This is a genomic window from Solwaraspora sp. WMMB335 (assembly GCF_049179075.1).
In the GTDB taxonomy this organism is placed as follows: Bacteria; Actinomycetota; Actinomycetes; order Mycobacteriales; family Micromonosporaceae; genus Micromonospora_E.
On record NZ_JBMHMF010000001.1, the window covers coordinates 7,146,393 to 7,166,364 of the forward strand.

Below are 19,972 nucleotides of genomic sequence, written 5' to 3' on the forward strand. Positions count from 1 at the left end.
CCTGTGACCGAGCGTGGACCCAGCGTCAGTTTTCGTGTCGACCGCCGCGAGTTGCTCGCCCAGGGCCGGTACGCCGAAGCGCTGGCCGCGGTCGCGGCGGTCGCGCCGTCCGCCGTCGACTATCCGGCGGCCCGGCTGCTCGGCCTGCGTACCCTGCTCGAACAGGCGCGATTCGCGGACCTCGCCGACTGGCTCGCGGCGACGGAGGCACGGGCATACACCGCCACCGGAGCGGGCGCGGAACTCGCCTGCTGGCGGGCGTACGTACAACTGCTCACCCTGACCGGCGACGATCCGACCGGCACGGCCGAGCGACTGCTCGTCCCGCTCCAGGCCGACCGTCCCGATCGCGTCTACCAGCCCGATCGCGTCGACCGTCCTGACCTCGCCGACCGCGCTGACGGCAGCGCCGACGGCGCAGACGGCCCGCCATCGGCCCAGCAGGTGGTCGCCGCCGACCTCGCCACGCGGGCGATCCGGCTCCAGGTGGTCTACGCCGAACGACCGGTCTCGGCGCTACCCGCCGCCGCCGACGCCTTCGCCGAGGTCGCGCACGCCTATCGACGCCTCGGTCGGCACCTCGACTCGTGGCAGGCGACGTTGTCGCGGGCCGCGACGCTGCGGGCGGTGCCGTACCAACCGGACCGGCCGGTGCTGCACCTGCTGGACGACCTGGTCAGCCGCACCCGCTCGGCCGGCGATCCGCTCGCCGAGGCGCAGGCGCGAATCGCCCGCCTGGAGGTGACCGCCACCGCCCGATTGTCCACTCCCGGAGCGGCCGACCTGACGATGGAGATCGCCGAGACCGCGGCGATCGAGGAACTGCTCACCGACGGTGGTCACGCCTTTCCCGCCGCCCGTGCCGGCTGGCCACTCACCGCCGTGCTGCTGCGCCACGGTGCCGAACCCGCCGTCGACCTCGCCCGCCAGTGCGCCGAGCAGTTCCACGCGGCCGGCGCCGATCACCTGGCGCACGAGGTGTGGCGGGCCCTGCACCAGTGGCACGCCTGGCGGGGCGAGACCATCGAGCAGCAGGCCGCCGCAGAGCAGGCCGGGCGGACCGGAGCCGGCCAGGGCTGGCAGATGTACGACCTGATCGACGCGGTCGGCACCGCCGACGGGCTGTTCCGCGCCGGGCAGGTTGGCCGGGCCCGCGCACTCGTCGCCGAGGCACTGACCCGGGCACCGCACCGCGCCGCCCGGGTGTCGCTGCGGGTGATGCTGGCCGCCAACCTGTCCGCCGTCGGCCGGGACGTCGACGCCCGCGCCACCCTCGACGCCGCCCGTGACGACCTGGCGCAGGTCGGCCCGACCCCGCTCACCGCTCAGGTGCTGGGCCAGCTCGCCGCCCTGTCAGTCGCCAGCGACCCGGCGGCGGCGCTGCGCCTGACCGGTGACGCCGCCGACGCGGCCCGCGCGCTGGCCGACCATGCCGAAGCCGGCCGTTTCCTGGCGCAACGGCTGCTGCTGCGGGCCCAGATCCGACACCGGCAGGGGAGTCGGCCGGTGGTCGACACCGCCGGCGCGGACGACTTCGCCGCCGCGCTCACCGAGGTCGAACCACTGACCACGATGGAAGGCCGTCGGGCGCTCGCCACCGCGCACCAGATCCGTGGCCAGGCCGCGTTCCTCGACGACGATCCGCAGACCTGGTCCCGGCACTTCGCCCTCGCCAAGGAGATCGCCCGCGCCTGTCAGTTGCGTCCCGAGCTCGGTTTCACCCTGGCGTACGAGGCGATGGCCGGCCTGTCGCTCGCCCGGCGGCGTGCCGACCCGGCCGCGTTCGACGCGGTCACCGCCGTCTTCCACGACGCGCACCGGGCGTTTCGCGAAGCCGACCTGAACGCGGTGGCCTGGCGGGCCCGCTGGCTCGCCGCCGACGCGCAGATGGAGGCGGCCGCGCGCGACCCGGACCCGGACGGCGTGACGCGGCGGCTGGCCGAGGCAGCGGCCGGATTCGAAGAGACGGTCTGGGAGATCGACGTGCTGCGGGGCGCGGCGGCCGGTCCCGACGCCGCCGACCCGGTGGAGGACCAGCTCACCCGGATCGGGTTCGGCGTCGACAAGCAGCAGGTCTACCGGGCCGGTTTCACACTCGCCGTGGACCATCTCGGCGACGTGGCGCTGGCCTCGCGGTGGCTGGAACGTATGAAGGGACGCGCTCTGCTCGACGCGCTGGCCGCGGCGACCCTGCCGCAGCAGGCGGTCGCCGGGCATCAGTTGCTCGTCGCCGAGCGTGAGCTGCGCGCTGCGGCGCGCCGCGCCACCCGGTACGCCCAGCTGGCCGACCTGCACCGGCGGCTCGACCAGCTCTTCGAGCGGATGGCCGCCGATGCCACGACCGCCGGTTACGCCGCGCTGCGCCAGGCACGGCCGCCACAGTGGTCGCAGGTACGGGCCGCGCTGGTCGCCGAGGCGGACCAGCCGCAGGGGCGTCGCCTGGTCGTCGCGCAGTACCACTGCCCGCCCGAGGGGCCGCCCATGCTGATCGCCTCGGCACCCGACTGGGACGCCCCCCGGCTGGTCCGCCTCGACGTCGACCTGCCGACGCTGGCCGACTTCGCCGCCGCCACCTTCCGCACCTCCGGCGGGGTACGCATGCTGATGCAGGACAGCCCCGACGGCGGGTACGCCGACTGGGCCGGCTTCGCCGGGCTGGTCGCCCCGCTGGCCGGCTGGGCGGGCGCGGACGACGTGGTCTATCTGGTGCCGCACGGGATCCTGCACGACCTGCCGTTGCACACGCTGCCCGTCGATGGCCGTCCCGACGGCGTGCCGCTGGGCCGGCGCAACCCGGTCTGCTACGCGCCGAGCCTGTCGGTGCTGCTGCACACGCTGGGCCGGCCGCGGCCGCCGGCGGTGGCCGCCCGTCCGGCGGTGTTCGCCGATCCGTCCGGTGACCTGCCCTGGGCGCGGGCCGAGGCGGCGACGATAGCGGCCACGCTGCGGGCCGGCGAGGTCGTCTCGGGTGCCGCGATGACCCGCGACGCCGTGCTCACCGCGCTGCGCGACGCCACCACGGTGCACATCGCCGGACACGCCCGCGCCTCGGCCACCGACGGGCTCGTCTCCGGTGTCGACCTGGCCGGCGGCGACCTGCTCACCGCGGCCGACGTGCTCGTCAACCCGGTCGGTGCCGATCTGGTGGTGCTCAGCGGCTGCGAGACCGGAGTCAGCCAGCGGCGGCCCGGCGACGAGTTGCTGGGGCTGCCCCGGGCCCTGCTGCACGGTGGGGCCCGAGCCGCCCTGACCACCCAGTGGCGGGTCGACGACCGGTCGGCTCAACTGCTGCTGACCGCGTTCCACCGAGGTGACCGGACCCTGTCGCGTGCGGACGCCCTGCGACAGGCGATGCGCGACACCGCGACCCAGCCGGGTCGGGCGCACTTCTACCATTGGGCCGGCTTCGTGCTGACCGGCGACTGGAGGTGACCACAGTGGATCAGTGGCTGGCTGTCGACCTCGACGTAGACGACGCCGCCCTCACTGAACGTGCGGTGTGGGCGGACCCGACACATCCGGACCCGAGCCGGTCCATCCTGCCGGGCTCGATCGTGCTCGACGAACCGGTGCGGGCGCTGCTGCGGGAGAACCGGCTGTCGTTGTGGCGGGCCGCGCCGGTCCCGGTCACCGGCACCGACGGAGCCTCAGGCCTGGACCTGGCCCTGCGGGTCGTCGCGCACGCGCACCCGGACTGCCGGTTCCGCTGGGTACGCTGCCGCGTCGACTTCACCGCCCCCGGCGCCCGGGTGTGCGATCTCAGCCCCCGCGACGAGATCGCCACCGAGCCGGTCAAGGTGACGACCACCCGTGGTGTCGGGTTGACCTTCGAGATCGCGACCGTCCCGCTCGGCCCGCAGGCGGCCCTGTCGCGGGTACGTGAGCAGGATGTCTTCCTGCCCAAGGTGACCGCGTCCGGAGTGCGGTTCCGCCACGCGCTGTGGGACTTCACCGCCGTCGGTGAGCAGCCGCTGCACGTCGACCGGGGCCTGCGGGTGCTGCTCGCCGTGCCCGCCGCGACCGACGCGCTGCCGGTCAGCTTCACCTTGCGCGCCTCGGTCGCCGTCGCCGGCCTGCCCGGTGTGGTTCCGCTGCTCGGCCGGCGCAGCGCCGAGTTCCGGGTGCACCAGCACCTGCTGTGAGCCGTACCCGACCGGCGGCCAGCGGTGACCACCGGCCGGGTGGCCCGCACGGGGCCACCCGGCCGGTGCCGATCAGCAGCGCAGGTCGAGCCAGACGAGCCGGTGGTCCGAGGTCGGGAACCCGCCCGGCAGCGCCGGGTCGTAGTCGCCGACCAGCCGGAACAGCGGATCCTCGGGCACCGGCCAGAACACCCCGCCGCCCGCCGTGCGCAGGCCCCGGCTGGGCAGCACGTAGTCCACCCGCAGGTTGCCCGGAGTGCCGTCGGCGAAGTCGGCGGTGTCGTAGCGCGGATCGCCCTGGTGGGTCAGGTTCGCCCCGCCCTGGCGTTCGGTGGCGGCCGGTCCGCCCGCGCTGGTCGGTGCACGGCGGTCGTCGACCAGCGGGTGCCCGGTCAACTGCTGGGCCGCGCCGGGGATGCTGTCGCCGTCGTACGGATCGGAGTTGAGGTCGCCGGCGATCACGAACTGCGCTCCTGGGCGCAGCCCGCCCCGGCGGCCCCGGTCGTCGTAGATGTAGCCGGACCGCCACGGCGAGACGTAGTCGGCCCAGAACCGGATCTCGTCGTGGTTGCGCCGACCGTTGCGGTCCTCCGGGCCGTCGAACACCGGCGGGGTGGGGTGGCTGGCCAGCAGGTGGACGGTCTGCCGGCCGATCCGGACCGGCACGTCCCAGTGGCTCTTGGACGACAGCCGCACGTCGGCCAGCGCCTCGGGGGAGTACCAGTCGGCCGGTTCGGGGGTGTCCGGGTCGTCGGGCAGCAGCGCGTTGGGCATGTCCCGCCACCGGAACGTCTGGAAGGTCCGCAGCGACCGCCGGTCGATCGGGTGGCGTGAGTAGACCGCCATGCCGTACTGGCCCGGGAACAGTCCGAAGCCGTACGCGTCGTCGGGGCCGCCGATCGTGCCATCACGGTTGAGGTCGTGTCCGGACGCGACGCCGGTGTTCGACGGCGCGCTGAACCGGTACGGGTAGTGGATCGGCTTCGCCCCGCCCTGACCCCGGGACAGGTAGTTGCGCTGGAACAACTCGACGGCCAGTCCGTCGGGGTCGTAGTCGAACTCGTTGATCAGCAGCACGTCCGGTCGTACCCGCTGGATCACCTCGGCGACGTTGGCCGCCTGCGTGTTGCCCGTGGTCGACAGGTCGGCCACCAACGCACCTTCGGTCGCCCGGTTCAACGACGCGTTGAACGTCGCGAACCGGGCCCCGCCCGTCTGGCCCGGTCCGCCGTGTCCGCTGCTGGCGGCGGCCGGCCCCGCTGCCAGGCCGGCGCCGAGCAGCGCGACCAGTCCGACGGCGAGCCCGGCCGAGCGCCCAACCCGTTGCCCGCGTCGCGTACCCGTTAGTTGATCGTGCTGTTCCACCTGCACCTGACCTCCCCGGCCATGCCGGCCGTCACCTGTCCGTCGTCGTAGCCGCACCGGCGCGACCAGCGTCGATCGCGGCGTGAGTGACCAGTTAACCGGGCCGATGTGACGGCGTGGCAAATGATCGCGAAACGATGTGGCCGTACCGTCGGGACCCGCCCGCACGGTACGCTGGCAGGCGCGGTCGTCGATGCCCGCTGGTCCACCACCGCTGTAGCGCCCGCCAGTACGATGTCCTGCGGATGTGGTGTGCCACGGCGCAGGCGGGCCGTTGGCGGGCACGTCCGTTGGACATCCGTCGGGTCGGCCAGCGAGCCGATCAAGGGGAGAGACTAGCCTGATGGCCGTGACACGCCGCGCGAAAATCGTCTGCACGCTTGGCCCTGCGACATCGTCTCTGGAACGCATCCGGGGGCTGGTGGAAGCGGGCATGGATGTGGCCCGGCTGAACTTCAGCCACGGCAGCCACGCCGATCACGAGCAGGTCTACCGCCTCGTCCGCGAGGCGGCCAAGGCATCAGGGCGGGCCGTGACGGTCCTCGCCGACCTGCAGGGTCCCAAGATCCGCCTGGGCCGGTTCGCCGACGGGCCGCACGAGTGGCGTACCGGTGACTCGGTCGTCATCACCAGCGACGACATCCTCGGCACCCGGGACCGGGTGTCCTGCACCTACCGCCGGCTGCCGCAGGAGGTGCGCCCCGGTGACCGGCTGCTGATCGACGACGGCAAGGTCGCCGTCGAGGTCAGCGCTGTCGACGGCAACGACATCCGGGTGCTGGTCGTCGAGGGCGGGCCGGTCTCCAACAACAAGGGGGTCTCGCTGCCGAACGTCGCGGTCAGCGTGCCCGCGTTGTCGGACAAGGACGCGGCGGACCTGCGGTTCGCGCTCGGACTCAGCGCCGACTTCATCGCACTGTCGTTCGTCCGATCGCCTGAGGACATCAAGCTCGTCCACGCGATCATGGACGAGGAGGGGGTGCGCCGTCCGGTTCTGGCCAAGGTCGAGAAGCCGGAGGCGGTCACCCATCTGGAAGCGATCATCGACGCGTTCGACGGGGTGATGGTCGCCCGGGGCGATCTCGGTGTCGAGATGCCACTCGACGAGGTGCCGCTGGTGCAGAAGCGGGCCGTGCAACTGTGCCGGGAGAACGCCAAACCGGTCATCGTGGCCACTCAGATGCTCGACTCGATGATCGAGAATTCACGGCCGACCCGGGCGGAGGCCTCCGACGTCGCCAACGCGGTGCTCGACGGCAGCGACGCGGTGATGCTCTCCGGAGAGACCAGCGTCGGCAAGTACCCGGTGCTCACCGTCAGCACGATGGCGAAGATCGTCACGACCACCGAGCACGGCTCGATCATGGTGCCCCGGCTGCAGCACGATCCCCGTACCCACGGTGGCGCGCTGACCTCGGCCGCGTCGAACATCGCGCGGGCCATCAACGCCCGGGCGCTGGTGGCTTTCACCCAGACGGGTGACACCGTGCGCCGGCTCTCCCGGCTGCACTGCGAGCTGCCGTTGCTCGCCTTCACCCCGGTCGCCGAAGTGCGTGACCAGCTCGCGCTGTCCTGGGGGGTGGAGACCTTCCTGATGCCGTTCGTGCAGCACACCGACGACATGTTCCGCCAGGTCGACCAGGCGCTGCTCGGGCTCGGCCGGGCCCACCCGGGCGAGTACGTGGTGATCGTCGCCGGCAGCCCGGTCGGCACCCCCGGATCCACCAACACGCTGCGGGTGCACCAGTTGGGTAGCCTCGTCGACGCGGCGGCGGCCCGGGCGTTGCAGTGAGCGACGAACCGGCGCAATCCGATCCGATCAGCGGCCAGGCCGCGGTCGATCATCTGCTGGAGGTCCTCGACCTGGCCCCGACCGGCCCGGCCGCTTTCCGGGGCATCAGCCCGAAGGTCGGGCCGCAGCGGCTCTTCGGCGGGCAGGTCGCCGGCCAGGCGCTGGTCGCCGCCGGTCGCACGGTCGACCGGGAACGGCTGGTGCACTCGCTGCACGGCTACTTCGTCCGGCCCGGTGACAGCACCGAGCCGATCGACTACGAGGTGGAGAACATCCGCGACGGTCGGTCGTTCTCGGTCCGCCGGTCCGTGGCGTACCAGCACGGCAAGCCGATCTTCTTCATGTCGGCGTCGTTCCACCGTCATGAGGAAGGGCTGGAACACCAGGCGCCGCAGCCGCCGGACGTGCCGGCCCCGGAGACCGTGCCGACGATGCGGGAGCGGCTGGCCCGCTATCCGGAGCGGCTCGGCGTGTGGGCGGTCGTACCGCGGCCGATGGAGGTCCGGTACGTGGGCGAGCCGGGTTACGTCGCCCCGGGCGCGCGACCCGCCGACCCGTACCAGCGGGTGTGGATCCGCGCCGACGGCAAGCTGCCCGACGATCCGCTGCTGCATGCCTGCGTGCTCACCTACGCGTCGGATCTGACGTTGCTGGACTCGGTGCTGTCGGTGCACGGCGAGGTGTGGGGACCGGGCGGCGTGGTCGGGGCGAGCCTGGATCACGCGCTGTGGTTCCACCGGCCGTTCCGTGCCGACGAGTGGTTCCTCTACGACTGCTGGAGCCCGTCCGCCGCCGGCGCGCGAGGGTTGGCCACCGGCCGGTTGTTCACCCGCGACGGCCGGCACATCGCCAGCGCTGTCCAGGAGGGACTCGTCCGCCGGGTCGGTGGGTGATCGTCGCGGACGGTGTGCGGACGTTGCTCTGTCCGTCAGTGGAAACCGTGCCGTAACCTGACTGGTATGCGCCTCTCCGCTCGGGTGGACTACGCGTTGCGGGCCGCCGCCGAGTTGGCCCTGGCCGCCGCCGCACCGGTACGCACCCTGCTCACCGCCGAGCAGGTCGCCCGGGCACAGGGCATCCCGCCGAAGTTCCTGGAGAGCATCCTGCTGCAGCTGCGTCGGGCCGGTGTCGTGCAGGCACAGCGTGGTCCCGACGGCGGCTACTGGCTGGCCCGGCCGGCCGAGCAGATCAGTCTCGCGGAGCTCATCCGGGTGATCGACGGCCCGCTCGCCCACGTGCGCGGGCACCGGCCGGAGGAACTCGGATACCAGGGCGCCGCGGCCGCACTGCAGGAAGTCTGGATCGCGCTGCGGGCCAGCGAGCGGGAGATCCTGGAGGCTGTCTCCGTGGCCGACGTCGCCACTGGAAAGCTGCCCGAGCGGGTCCGCGATCTCACCGCCGACCCGAACGCCTGGAGCTAGCGCCGGTCGCGGGCGAGCAGCGCGGTGGCGGCGTCGGCGAGCAACCGCCAGGCGTCGGCGACGTGCCGCCGCTCGGTACGCGGCGCGCCCACCGCCAGTCGTAGGGTGAACCGACCAGCCACCCGGGTGTGCGTCAGGAACGCGTGGCCGCTGGCGTTGACGCTGGCCAGCAAGGCCGAGTTGATCTCGTCGGACTGCTCGCGCAACCGGAAGCAGACCAGCGAGAACGGTGCCGGAGCGACGAGTTCGAACCGGTCGTCGGCGCGGACCTGATCGGCGAACCAGGCCGCGTGGGCCACCGCCGAGCGGATGTGTGCCTGCAGCCCCTGCGCGCCGTAGTGACGCAGCACGAACCACAGTTTCAATGCCCGGAACCGCCGCCCCAGCGGCACCTGCCAGTCGCGGTAGTCGATCACCGCGCCGGCGTCGGTCACCGCGTTGCGCAGGTACTCCGGCATCACCGTCAACGCCTCGACGAGCCCGGCCCGGTCGGCGACCCAGAAGGCGTCGCAGTCGAATCCGGTCAACAACCACTTGTGCGGATCGAAACAGTAGGAATCGGCCCATTCCAGGCCGGCATGCGTCCATCGCAGCTCAGGGCAGACCGCTGCGGCGCCGGCGTATGCGGCGTCCACGTGCAGCCAGACGCCGTACTCGGCGCAGATCCGGCCGATCTGCTCGACGGGGTCGATCGCCGTGGTGGAGGTGGTGCCGATGGTCGCGACCACGATGGCCGGGCGCCGTCCGGCCGCCCGGTCGGCGGCCAACGCCGCCCGCAACGCCTCCGGCCGCATCGCCAGGCTGTCCGGGTCGGCCTCGACCAGCCGTACGCCGTCGTCACCGAGCCCGGCGATCCGGGCTGCCTTTTCGATCGAGGAGTGTCCCTGCGATGAGGTGTAGACGACGTACTCGCCGTCGACGCCGGTGCCGCGCCAGCGGCCCTCGCTGACCCGGTGCAGGGCGGCCAGGGTGGCCACCAGGGTGGCCGAGGACGCGGAATCCTGGATCACCCCACCGCCGGGCGAACCGGAGCGGAACCGCTTCGGCAGGTCCAGCAGCTGCGCCAGCCAGTCCAGCATCACCGTCTCGACCTCGGTGCACGCCGGGCTGGTCGCCCAGAGCATGCCCTGGACACCGAGTCCGGCGCTGACCAGGTCGCCCAGCACGCTCGGCCCGGAGATGTTGGCCGGGAAGTAGCCGAAGAAGCCGGGGTGCTGCCAGTGGGTCAACGCCGGGGCCACCACCCGGTCCAGATCGGCGAGGATCGCCTCGAACGGCTCGCCGGTGCCCGGCGGTGCGCTCGGCAACGCTGCGGCTACCGCTCCGGGATCGACGGCCGGCGCGACCTGGCGCCCGTCCAGCGATCGCCAGTAGTCGGCGATCCAGTCGACGACGGCGTACCCGTGGCGGCGGAACTCGTCGGCGTCCCAGTGCCCGCCGGCCGCCGACGCCGGGGCGGTGGGAAGGTGGTCGTCGGTCACCCACTGACCGTACGCGCGGCTGGCAGCGTCGCGTCGCCGGCCTCACCCCGGCGGCCGGTCCCGCCGGCCACGTCGGTGTCCCCCCGGTCGCCGCCCGGCGGCGGCACGGTGCTGGCCCGTACGGTCAGTCGCGGGTCGAGCAGCGTGGCGGCCGGCACGCTCTCGCCCTCCACCTTGCGCATCAGCAGGCTGACCGCCTGCCGGCCGACCTCTTCGGCGGGGATCAGCACCGAGGTCAACGCCGGCCCGGCCCGCTCGGCCACCTCGTCGGGACAGATCGCCACCACCGAGATGTCCCGCGGGACCTGCCGGCCCAGCGTCGGCAGGGCGGCCAGGACGTGCCCGACCGCGGCCTCGTTGTGCACCACCAGTCCGGTCAGGCCGGGACGGCCGTGCAGCAGGCTGGCCAGTTCCCTGCGGATCGCGGTGTAGTTCTCCTCGCCCGGTGCCGCCACGGCGGCCAGCCCGTGCCGGGCGGCGGTCTCGGTGAAGCCGGCCCTGGTCCGGTGGGCGAAGCCGGTGTCCCGTTCGTACACCACGGCCGGTGCCCCGAGCAGCGCGATCTCGGTGTGTCCGAGGGCCGCCAGGTGCTCGACGCATGCCTGGCCGGCCCGGTAGAAGTCGAGGTCGACGCAGGTCAGGCCGGCCGCCTCGGCGGGGAAGCCGATCAGCACGCTGGGGCGTTCGAGCTCGCGCAGCAGCGGCACCCGGGGGTCGCGCATCTCGACGTCCATCACCACGATGCCGTCGACCATCGCGCTGGCCGCGATCCGGCGCAGCCCGGCCGGGCCCTCGTCGGCGGTGACCAGCAGGACGTCGTGGTCGAACTGCCGGGCGGTGGTGACCACGCTGGTGGCGAACTGCATCAGCACCGGCAGGTGCATGCCGGAGCGCAACGGCAGCACCAGGGCGATGACGTTCGCCCGTCGGCTGGCCAACGCCCGGGCACCGGCGTGCGGGTGGTACCCGAGGACGTGGATGCTGGCCAGAACCCGTTCCCGGGTGGTCGCCGAGATCGCCCGCTTGCCGCTGAGGACGTACGACACCGTGCTCACCGCGACGCCGGCGTGGCGGGCGACGTCCGCGATGGTGACCATGTCGGCCCGCTTGCCGCCGGCGCGGGCCGGTTCGGCGGCGGGCATCCCGGCCGGGCCGGCTGCTGGCGGCTGGGTCGGGGTGGACACTAGGCGCCTCCCTCCTTGTTCCCGGCCGACCCGTTGTCTGTCGAGCCGGCGAAACTCAGGTAGCTCACCGTAGCGCCTGCGGTACTGAACAATAGATACAGGTCCCGCACTCCGGACGCGCCGTGCAATTCGCCCCGTACCTCCGCCCAGTCGTGCGGCCCGCCGGTGGCCGGTACCGGCAGGGTACCCGCCACCGGTCCGGCCAGCGGATCGTCCAGCCGCAGGGTGAGGACCGCCGGGCCGGCGGCCGGGTGTGGTCGCCGCTGGGCCACCCGGGCGGTGACCATGGTCGATCCGGCACCGAAATCGACCGCGCTGAACGCGATCCAGCCGCCGGCCTCGGCCGCGCCGATCGCCGCGTCGCGGTCGTCGACCGGTGCCGTCCCCGCGTAGTCGTCGTTGTCCGCCGCCCGCAGCGGCCCGGCCAACGGATCGCGCGGGCCGATGCGCTCGCCGCGGACGGTCAGCGTCGCGGTCACCAGCACGTCGGTGCAGGAACGCCCGACCGACACCGTGTGCCGAGCGGACTCCACCACCGGCCGGCCCTGGGTGACGTCCCAGCTGGCCAGATCGGCGGCGGCCAGTCGGAACCGGACCGTGGCACGCTCACCCGGTGGCAGGTCGAGCTTGTGGAAGCCGCGCAGCCGGCGCAGCGGCTGCTTCACCCGCGAGTGCCGTTGCCTGGTGTAGAGCTGCACCACCTCGGTGCCGGCACGGTTGCCGGTGTTGCGTACCGTCACGGTGATCTCGACCGTGCCGTCCGTGTCCACCGTGCTGCTCGACAGCCGCAGATCGGTGTACTCGAACGTGGTGTAGCTCAGTCCGTGGCCAAAGGGGTAGCGCGGCTCGCCGCGGAAGTAGAGGTAGGTGGCGTCCGAGGCGATGATGTCGTAGTCGAGCAGGTCGGGCAGGTCGGCGGTGTGCCGGTACCAGGTCTGGGTGAGCCGCCCGCCCGGATCGGCGTCGCCGCAGAGCACCTCGGCCAGCCCGGTGCCGTACTCCTGGCCGCCGTGCGCGGACCAGACGATCGCCGGGACGTGCCGGTCGGCCCATTCCACGGCGTACGGGTAGCTGCTCGTCACCACCAGCACGGTGCGCGGGTTGGCGGCGTGCACCGCGCGCAGCAGCGCCTCCTGCGCCCCGGGCAGGTCCAGACCGGTACGGTCCTGGGTCTCCCGTCCGCACACCATCGGATGGTTGCCGAGCACCACGACCGCCACGTCCGCGTCCCGGGCCAGCGCCGCGGCCTCTCGGGCACCGTCGCTGACCAGCTCGACGGTGAACGTGCTGGCCGCGTCGACGCTGGTGGCCTCGGCCCGCAACACGCCGTCCGGGTCGATGATCACGTACCGGTCACGGGCCAGGTGATGCAGCGCGAGCCGGCCGTCGGCGGTGCGTACCAACCGGAAGGTCTCGCGGACCACCCAGCCGCCCGGGCCGGTGCGGTCGTTGACCAGCACTCCGTCGTCGTCGGCGGCGAGGTAGCGCCCGTTGGCGACACTGCGTAGCGCGATCACGCCATCGCCCCAGTTGAACACGTCGAACCAGCTCTCCGGCACCGCCTCGGGGGCGGTGGCGCGCAATGGGCCGCCGTCGCTGGAAGCGCCGGCCCGCAGGTACGCCGCTGCGGCCCCGGCCCGCAGGTAACCCGCCCCACCGCCGACCCGCAGCGCGATCCGGTCGACGCCCTCGTGGTGCACCACCGTGGCGTCGGCCAACCGGCCGGCCAACCCGGCCCGTGGGGTGACCGCGTACGGCAGGGTGCCGCTGTACCAGTCCTCCAGCACCGTGTCGGCCAGCGGGCCGACGACCGCGACCCGCCGGGTGCCGGCCGCGTCCAGCGGCAGCAGCGGTGGCCGCCCGGCGGCGACCGGCGCGTTGCGCAGCAGCACCACCCCCTGCCGGACCGCGTCGCGGGCGAGCTCCTGATGCGCCGGACAGTTGATCACTTCGGTGCCGGTTCCGGCGTACGGGTTGTCCTCGGCCGGGTCCAGGTCGCCCAGTCGGATCCGGACGGCCAGGATGCGCCCGGCCGCCCGGTCGATGTCGGCCTCGGTGAGCAGCCCCTGGGCTAGGGCCTGGGTGACCCGCTCGATGGTGGGCGTCGGGTCGGCGTCGTCCTCGGTGAAGCTGTCGACGCCGGCGCGCAGCGCCGCCGCGAATCCGGTGACGTGGTCGGGGCAGTAGCCCTGGGAACCGGCCAGGTTGCTGGCCGCGCCCGCGTCGCCGACCACCAGGATGTCGTCCTGGCTCCACCGGCGCAGCTCGCTGTCGATCAGCGGACTGAGGTGCGCCGGCCGGCCGTTGACCAGGTTGTACGAGGCCATCACGGCGACCGCGGCGCCGGCGGCGATCGGGGCCCGGAAGGCGGGGAGTTCGTATTCGTGCAGTACCCGGGGTGGCAGGTTGCTCGATGTACGGTCTCGGTCGGTCTCGTTGTTGTAGCCGAGGAAGTGTTTCAGCGTCGGGGCGGTACGCAGGTACGTCGGGTGGTCGCCGCGCAGTCCACGGGCGTAGGCGGTGGCGAGTTCACCGGTCAGCCAGGGGTCCTCGGCGTACCCCTCCTCGTTGCGTCCCCACCGTGGGTCCCGCAGCGGGTTGACCACCGGCGCCCACACGTTGAGGCCGGCACCGGCCGGATCCTTGTGGTGCAGGGCACGTACCTCGGTCCCGACGGCCTCGCCGACCGAGCGCAGCAACTGCGGGTTCCAGCTGGCGCCGAGCCCGATCGCCTGTGGGAAGACGGTGGCCGGGCCGAGCCAGGCGACGCCGTGCAGCACCTCGGTGCCGGTGCGGAAGCCGGTCAGCCCGAGCCGTGGCACCGGCGGCTGGTGCTGGTGCAGCAGCGCGACTTTCTCGTCGAGGGTGAGCTGGCGGAGCAGGTCGGTGACCCGGGCGCCGACGGGCTGGTCGGTGTCGCGGAACGTGCTGTCGCTCATCGGTTGATCGCCTTCCGGGATCTGCGAGGCGCCCGCGCACCGGTCGCCGCGGTGCCCTACCGCTGCGACCGCCGTGCGGCAGGCAGGCGGCGGTGCGATGTGGACCCGGTGGCCGCCAGCCCGGGAAGCGCCGAGCTCGAAGCGCTTCGACGACCGTCCGAAAAATACTCCACCGTCGACACCATTTCGCACGTGTTAACCGCGGAGCCCTTTGAGGTTGACATCCACCCATGGCAACGGTCAAGAGCCCGTACGCCACGAATTGATGTCAGTCAGCCACCGGCGTCGTGTCCGCAGGTCAGCCGGCGGGCTTGGCGAGCGGGGTGGGCATCCGGCCGCTGTCGATCGCGGCGATCGCCCGGGCCGCGCCGCCGGTCGCCGCCGCGCCACCGGACAAGGTGGACGCGGCCAGTCGCGCGCCGCCGGCCGCCGGCGCCACCGTGCGGGCGGTGAGCTCGTCCTGCGCGGCCGGCAGCAGCCACGGCGCCAGCGGCACGAAGTAGCCGCCGAGCAGCACGACCTCCGGGTTGACCAGGTTGGCCAGGATCGACACCCCGGTGCCCAGGTGCCGGCCGATCTCGGCGAGCGCGGCCAGCGCGGGCGCGTCGCCGGCCCGGGCCAGCGCCCGTACCCGGTCGATCTCCGGCGCGAAATCGGTGACCGGGCCGTCGATTTCGGCGTCGGGCAGCACCCGGCGGATCAGCGCCGGGATCCCGGCGAGCGCCTCCAGGCAGCCGTTGGCCCCGCAGCGGCAGGCCGGCCCGCCCGGGTCGAGCTGGACGTGCCCGATCTCCCCGGTGAATCCCCGCGCACCGTGCAGCAGCCGGCCGTCGATCACCAGGCCCGCACCGATGCCCGCGCCACCGGTGAGATGTACCAGGTTGGCGGTGCCGGCGTACGGACCGTGCCGGTGCTCGGCCAGGGCGGCGAGCTGGGCGTCGTTGTCCACCACCACCTCGTACCCCGGTGCGCGCAGTGCCCGGATCAGGTCGGCGCGCAGGTCCACGTCGCGCCAGCCCAGCTCGGGGGAGAGACAGACCCGGCCCTCGTGGTCGACCAGCCCGGGCACCCCGACCGTCAGCCCCAGCACCTGGCGACCGGCGCGCAGCACCCGACCGACCGCCCGGCCGGCCAGCGCGGCCACCGTGCTCGCGGCCCTGCCCGGGGTGGCGGCCAGTCCGGTGAACGCGCGCCGCCAGGAGAGCACCTCGCCGCCGGCCAGGTCCAGCGCCACCGCGGTGAGGTGGTCGGCGCTGATCTCGATGCCGATGGCGGCGTACGCGTCACCGTCGATCACCAGCATCGTGGCCGGCCGGCCGATGCGGTGCTCGGTGAGCCCGGTCTCGCGGACCAGCCGCCGGTCAATCAGGTCGGCGACCAGGCTGGAGACGGTGGCCTTGTTGAGACCGGTGGCGGCGGCGATGTCGGCCCGCGAACACGGCGCGTGGGCGCGTACGTAGCGCAGTACGACCGCGAGATTGGTGGCGCGTACGTCGGTGAGGTCCGCCGGCTGCGGGCCGCTCTGCATGGTGATCACGTTACGCCCCGGCCGGCGGGCAGTTCCGGCAGCGCACCGGGTGCCGGAGCGGGGCCGTCGGGTGGGCGCGACAGGTCGTCGGAGGAGGCCCGCTGCTGGTCGGTCGCGTCATGTCGGCCTCCCTCGTGGTACCCGCCTTGTGGCACCTGTCACCGTCGGCTACTTTGTTTAGTCATCAGACGAACTAACTCTAGCGTGCAAACCGTACCCCCACATCCCCATTGCGAACCGGGTCCCACCCCACGCCCACGCGCCGGGACACCCGCTCGCCGATACGAAGGGAGCGCGCCGTGGATCCATCCCTCGCGGGCGCGGCCACCAACCGACGTCGATTCCTGGGCCTGGTCGGCCTGGGCGCCACCGCGATGGCCGGTGGCGGATTGCTCGCCGGCTGCAGCCGGCAGGCCGGGACCGAGGGCGCGGCGACCAACGTCGACGCGATCAGCGCGGTCCTGCCCAAGTACCAGCCGGTCGATCTCGTCACGCCGGACATCACCGGGGTCCGCCCGATCGCCGACGGCTACCTCAACTACCCGAGCGAACTGGTCAAGGCGGTCACCGACACGCCCGGCGGCAGCGGTGAGACGATCACCGCGATGACCCCGTGGTGGGGGCCGACCCCGCCGGGCATCGACCGCAACACCTACCTGCAGGCGGTCAACGCCGAACTCGGCGTGCCGGTCGACTTCAGCGTCCAGGACGGCAACACGTACGCCGACAAGCTCAGCGCCGCTCTCGGTGCCCGCGACGTGCCGGATCTGCTCTGCGCGCCGAACTGGGAGATCGACAAGATCCCGAGGTTCTCCGACGCGGTGTCGGCGCTGTTCGAGGACCTCACCGACTATTTGGCCGGCGACGCCGCGCTGGCCTACCCGCATCTGGCCAGCTTCCCGACCGGTGCCTGGCAGTACGCGGTCTGGGGCGGGCGGCTGGCCGCCGTCCCGTGGCCGACCGACGGCCCGTTCCCGTACGCGCTGTTCTACCGCAAGGATCTGACCGACGCCGCCGGCGTGCAGGCTCCGAAGAACATCGAGGAGCTGTACGAGTTCGGCAAGGCGATGACCGATCCGGGCAACGGGGTCTGGGCGTTCGGCTCGGTGTTCCACATGGTGCAGATGTTCTACGGTGTGCCCGGCTCGCAGGGCGGCTGGCGGCAGACCGACGGCGGTGGTCTGGAGTTCAAGTACGAGACCGAGGAGTACCGCGCGGCCCTGGAGTTCACCACCAAGCTGTTCGCCGAGGGTCTGGTGCATCCGGACGTGGTGGAGAGCAAGGGCTCCGATACCAAGCAACTGTTCAACAGCGGCCGGCTGATCTGCTACGAGGACGGTGTCGGCGCCTGGCGGGGGATGTACTCCGAGCAGCGGCAGATCACCCCGACGTTCGACATGCAGCCGGTGCCGATCTTCTCCGCCACCGGCGACGGCGACCCGATCGCCTGGGGCGAGGAAAAGCCGGTCTTCTACACCTTCATCAAGAAGGGACTCGGCGCCGAGCGCACCGAGGAACTGCTGCGGGTGCTCAACTGGTGTGCCGCCCCGTTCGGCTCGCAGGAGTACCACCTGCGTCAGTACGGCGTGGCGGGCGAGCACCACACGATCGGTGACGACGGCAGTCCGGTGATGACCGAACTCGGCCGCCAGGAGATCGCCGACCAGTACACCTTCATCGTCGGACGGTACCCGGCGATCGTGCAGACCGCCGATGTGCCCGGCTTCGTCGAGGATCTGCTGGCCTACTCCAACGAGACGGTGAAGTACCTGGAGTCCAATCCCTGGGCCGGAATCAAGCTGGAGTTCCCGGCGAACTACTCCCGGGTGCTGCAGCCGACCGAGGACAAGATTCTCGACGTGTTGCGTGGCCGGCGTCCGACCAGCGACCTCGACCAGATCATCAGCGAGTGGCGCAGCGCCGGCGGTGACGAGGGCCGCGACTTCTTCGCCAAGGCTCTCGAAGACAACGGTCGATGACGTCCACCGACACCGGCGTGATCGCTGGCTCCGGCGACCACCGGAGCCAGCGGTCTGCCGGCCACGAAGCCGACCGACTCACCGACCCGCTCACCGGTCGACGATCCGCCCGCCGGCCCGCCCGCCCGCGCCTGCCGTCGGTGTTGGGCCGGGGTCGCGGTCGGGCCACCGGCAAGCCGCCGCTGCGCGCACGGCTACGCCGCGACTGGCCGCTGCTGCTGATGGCCGCGCCGGCCGCGCTGCTGCTGCTGGTCTTCCACTACCTGCCCACGCTGGGCAACGTGATCGCCTTCCAGGACTACAACCCCTGGGTCGGTGACAACGCGTTCGAGGCGTTCGTCTACAGCGAGTGGATCGGCTTCGGTAACTTCGAGACCCTGTTCCGTGACCCGGCGTTCTGGGACGCGGTGGTCAACACCCTGACCATCACCGCGTTCCAGCTGGTGTTCTTCTTTCCGCTGCCGATCCTGCTGGCGGTCCTGCTGCACAGCGTCCTGTCGACCCGGGTGCGCGGGTTCATCCAGAGTGTCGTCTACCTGCCGCACTTCTTCAGCTGGGTGCTGGTGGTCACGTTCTTCATGCAGATGCTCGGTGGGGCCGGCCTGCTCGCCCAGCGGATGCGCGACGCCGGCCTCGAACCGCCCAACGTCATGGGCAACCCGGACACCTTCATCGTGCTGGTCACCGCCGAGGCGGTGTGGAAGGACGTGGGCTGGGGCGCGATCATCTTCCTCGCCGCGCTCAGTGCCATCGACCAGAATCTGTACGAGGCGGCGGCGGCCGACGGCGCCGGCCGGTGGCGCCGGCTGTGGCACATCACCCTGCCCGGCCTGCGTCCGGTGATCATCCTGCTGTTGATTTTGCGCCTGGGCGACGCGCTCACCGTCGGCTTCGAGCAGTTCATCCTGCAGCGTGAGGCGGTCGGCCGGCAGGCCGCGGAAGTGCTCGACACGTACGTCTACTACCAGGCGATCATTCCGCAGCAGTGGGGGATGGGTGCCGCCGCGGGCCTGTTCAAGGGCGTCATCGGGCTGGTGCTGATCATCGCTGCCAACAAGTTCGCCCACCGGCTCGGTGAACAGGGGGTGTATTCCAGGTGAGCATCGCGAACCAGCCGATCCAGGACCGACGCGGCCGGGACCGACGCGGCCGGGACGGTGGCGGCCAGGCCCGGCGCGGGCCGTCGCGTCCGGTGTGGGAGGAGCCGCCGAGCCCGGCCGGCCAGGGCCTCAAGGGACTCGTCCTGACGGCGATGGTGCTCGCCGTCCTCTTCCCGATGTGGTCGGTGCTGGTGACCAGCCTGTCCTCCCGGGAGACGATCAACGCGGCCGGCGGCATGGTGGTGGTCCCACGGGAGCTCGACCTCTCGGCGTACGTGAACATCTTCTCCGGTGGTCAGGTCAGCCGGGCGGTGTGGGTGAGCACCATGGTCACCGTCGTCGGCACCCTGTTCAGCCTGGTGCTGACCGTGCTGGCCGCGTACGGGCTGTCCCGCAAGGACTCGGTGGCCCACCGCCCGCTGCTGTTCCTGTTCCTGCTCACCTTCCTGATCTATCCGGGCATGGTGCCCAGCTACCTGGTGGTCACCGGACTCGGGCTGAAGAACAGCCTGTGGGCGCTGATCCTGCCGACCGCGATCAGCGTGTTCAACCTGGTCGTCATCCGGGCCTTCTTCATGAACGTGCCGGCCGAACTGATCGACGCGGCCCGCATCGACGGCGCCGGAGAGATCCGGATCCTGTGGCGGATCATGCTGCCGCTGTCCAGGGCGGTGATCGCGGTCGTCGGTCTGTTCTACGCGGTCGGCTACTGGAACGCGTACTTCAACGCGGTGCTCTACATCGACGACAACGACAAGTGGCCGATCCAGCGGGTGCTGCAGAGCTACATCCTGGCCGGCCAGTCCCCGTCGGTGACCGGCGCTCCGGTGAACATCCCGGGCGTCACCGCGTACCCACCGACCCTGGCGGTCAAGATGGCCGTGGTGGTGATCACCGTACTGCCGGCGATCGTGATCTTCCCGTTCGTACAGCGGCACTTCACCAAGGGCGTGATCACCGGCGCCGTCAAGGGCTGACGCTGACGGCCCGCCACCCCTGCCCCGGCGATCGTGGGCTTGTCGACGGACAAAGCCGACGAAA

General features: G+C 72.2%; 13 protein-coding genes. 8 read left to right on the forward strand and 5 right to left on the reverse strand.

Annotated elements, in window-relative coordinates:
• The first annotated feature begins 3 nt into the window (after positions 1–3).
• Positions 4–3,432: a CHAT domain-containing protein gene (locus ACN27F_RS30865; RefSeq protein WP_421438982.1), complete on the forward strand. Its 3,429-nt coding sequence runs from the start codon at positions 4–6 to the stop codon at positions 3,430–3,432.
• A 5-nt stretch (positions 3,433–3,437) separates the two neighbouring features.
• The gene (locus tag ACN27F_RS30870; protein ID WP_421438983.1) at positions 3,438–4,142 is read left to right on the forward strand and encodes a hypothetical protein; all 705 of its coding nucleotides are present in this window, start codon (positions 3,438–3,440) and stop codon (positions 4,140–4,142) included.
• Positions 4,143–4,214: 72 nt separating this feature from the next.
• On the opposite strand, the gene ACN27F_RS30875 is transcribed toward ACN27F_RS30870, so the two are convergent.
• Positions 4,215–5,513 (reverse strand): endonuclease/exonuclease/phosphatase family protein, encoded by a 1,299-nt coding sequence (locus ACN27F_RS30875; RefSeq protein ID WP_421438984.1) that lies wholly within the window; start codon positions 5,511–5,513, stop codon positions 4,215–4,217.
• A gap of 337 nt (positions 5,514–5,850) precedes the next feature.
• On the opposite strand from ACN27F_RS30875, the gene pyk reads away from it, so the two are divergent.
• From pyk to ACN27F_RS30890, 3 genes are all read left to right on the forward strand, one after another.
• Complete coding sequence (pyk, locus tag ACN27F_RS30880) at positions 5,851–7,299, forward strand: pyruvate kinase (protein WP_421438985.1); 1,449 nt, start codon at positions 5,851–5,853, stop codon at positions 7,297–7,299.
• A complete protein-coding gene (locus ACN27F_RS30885; RefSeq protein ID WP_421438986.1) occupies positions 7,296–8,192 on the forward strand; it encodes an acyl-CoA thioesterase in 897 nt (298 codons plus the stop codon). Before pyk ends, ACN27F_RS30885 begins: the two co-directional genes overlap by 4 nt.
• Positions 8,193–8,258: 66 nt before the next feature.
• Complete coding sequence (locus tag ACN27F_RS30890) at positions 8,259–8,720, forward strand: RrF2 family transcriptional regulator (RefSeq protein ID WP_421438987.1); 462 nt, start codon at positions 8,259–8,261, stop codon at positions 8,718–8,720.
• Here the strand turns inward: ACN27F_RS30890 and ACN27F_RS30895 are convergent.
• The 4 genes from ACN27F_RS30895 to ACN27F_RS30910 form a co-directional block, all read right to left on the reverse strand.
• Positions 8,717–10,201, reverse strand: a complete 1,485-nt coding sequence (locus ACN27F_RS30895) for a pyridoxal-dependent decarboxylase (RefSeq protein WP_421438988.1) — start codon at positions 10,199–10,201, stop codon at positions 8,717–8,719. The two genes, ACN27F_RS30890 and ACN27F_RS30895, sit on opposite strands and share 4 nt — an antisense overlap.
• The gene (locus ACN27F_RS30900) at positions 10,198–11,298 is read right to left on the reverse strand and encodes a LacI family DNA-binding transcriptional regulator (RefSeq protein ID WP_421440567.1); all 1,101 of its coding nucleotides are present in this window, start codon (positions 11,296–11,298) and stop codon (positions 10,198–10,200) included. The genes ACN27F_RS30895 and ACN27F_RS30900 overlap by 4 nt, the downstream gene beginning before the upstream one ends.
• Positions 11,299–11,384: 86 nt before the next feature.
• A complete protein-coding gene (locus tag ACN27F_RS30905) occupies positions 11,385–14,324 on the reverse strand; it encodes a glycoside hydrolase family 3 C-terminal domain-containing protein (protein WP_421438989.1) in 2,940 nt (979 codons plus the stop codon).
• Between the two features lie 298 nt (positions 14,325–14,622).
• Positions 14,623–15,852, reverse strand: coding sequence for an ROK family protein (locus tag ACN27F_RS30910; protein ID WP_421438990.1), 1,230 nt, complete (start codon positions 15,850–15,852; stop codon positions 14,623–14,625).
• 299 nt (positions 15,853–16,151) lie between these two features.
• Here ACN27F_RS30910 and ACN27F_RS30915 point away from each other — a divergent pair, with 299 nt between their 5' ends.
• Genes ACN27F_RS30915 through ACN27F_RS30925 form a run of 3 tightly spaced genes read left to right on the forward strand, consistent with a single transcriptional unit; the run spans position 16,152 to position 19,908 of the window.
• A complete protein-coding gene (locus ACN27F_RS30915; RefSeq protein ID WP_421438991.1) occupies positions 16,152–17,831 on the forward strand; it encodes an extracellular solute-binding protein in 1,680 nt (559 codons plus the stop codon).
• Positions 17,828–18,931 (forward strand): ABC transporter permease, encoded by a 1,104-nt coding sequence (locus ACN27F_RS30920; RefSeq protein ID WP_421438992.1) that lies wholly within the window; start codon positions 17,828–17,830, stop codon positions 18,929–18,931. Before ACN27F_RS30915 ends, ACN27F_RS30920 begins: the two co-directional genes overlap by 4 nt.
• Positions 18,928–19,908 carry a carbohydrate ABC transporter permease gene (locus tag ACN27F_RS30925; RefSeq protein ID WP_421438993.1) on the forward strand — a complete coding sequence of 327 codons (981 nt, stop codon included), beginning with the start codon at positions 18,928–18,930 and terminating at the stop codon, positions 19,906–19,908. Before ACN27F_RS30920 ends, ACN27F_RS30925 begins: the two co-directional genes overlap by 4 nt.
• Positions 19,909–19,972: the final 64 nt, after the last annotated feature.

What these genes read in the sequence shown, in the direction of transcription:
- pyk (WP_421438985.1), top strand. Translation starts at nt 5,851, where the DNA reads ATGGCCGTGACACGCCGCGCGAAAATCGTCTGCACGCTTGGCCCTGCG.
- ACN27F_RS30890 (WP_421438987.1), top strand. Translation starts at nt 8,259, where the DNA reads ATGCGCCTCTCCGCTCGGGTGGACTACGCGTTGCGGGCCGCCGCCGAG.
- ACN27F_RS30900 (WP_421440567.1), bottom strand. Translation starts at nt 11,298, where the DNA reads ATGGTCACCATCGCGGACGTCGCCCGCCACGCCGGCGTCGCGGTGAGC.
- ACN27F_RS30905 (WP_421438989.1), bottom strand. Translation starts at nt 14,324, where the DNA reads ATGAGCGACAGCACGTTCCGCGACACCGACCAGCCCGTCGGCGCCCGG.
- ACN27F_RS30910 (WP_421438990.1), bottom strand. Translation starts at nt 15,852, where the DNA reads ATGCAGAGCGGCCCGCAGCCGGCGGACCTCACCGACGTACGCGCCACC.
- ACN27F_RS30920 (WP_421438992.1), top strand. Translation starts at nt 17,828, where the DNA reads ATGACGTCCACCGACACCGGCGTGATCGCTGGCTCCGGCGACCACCGG.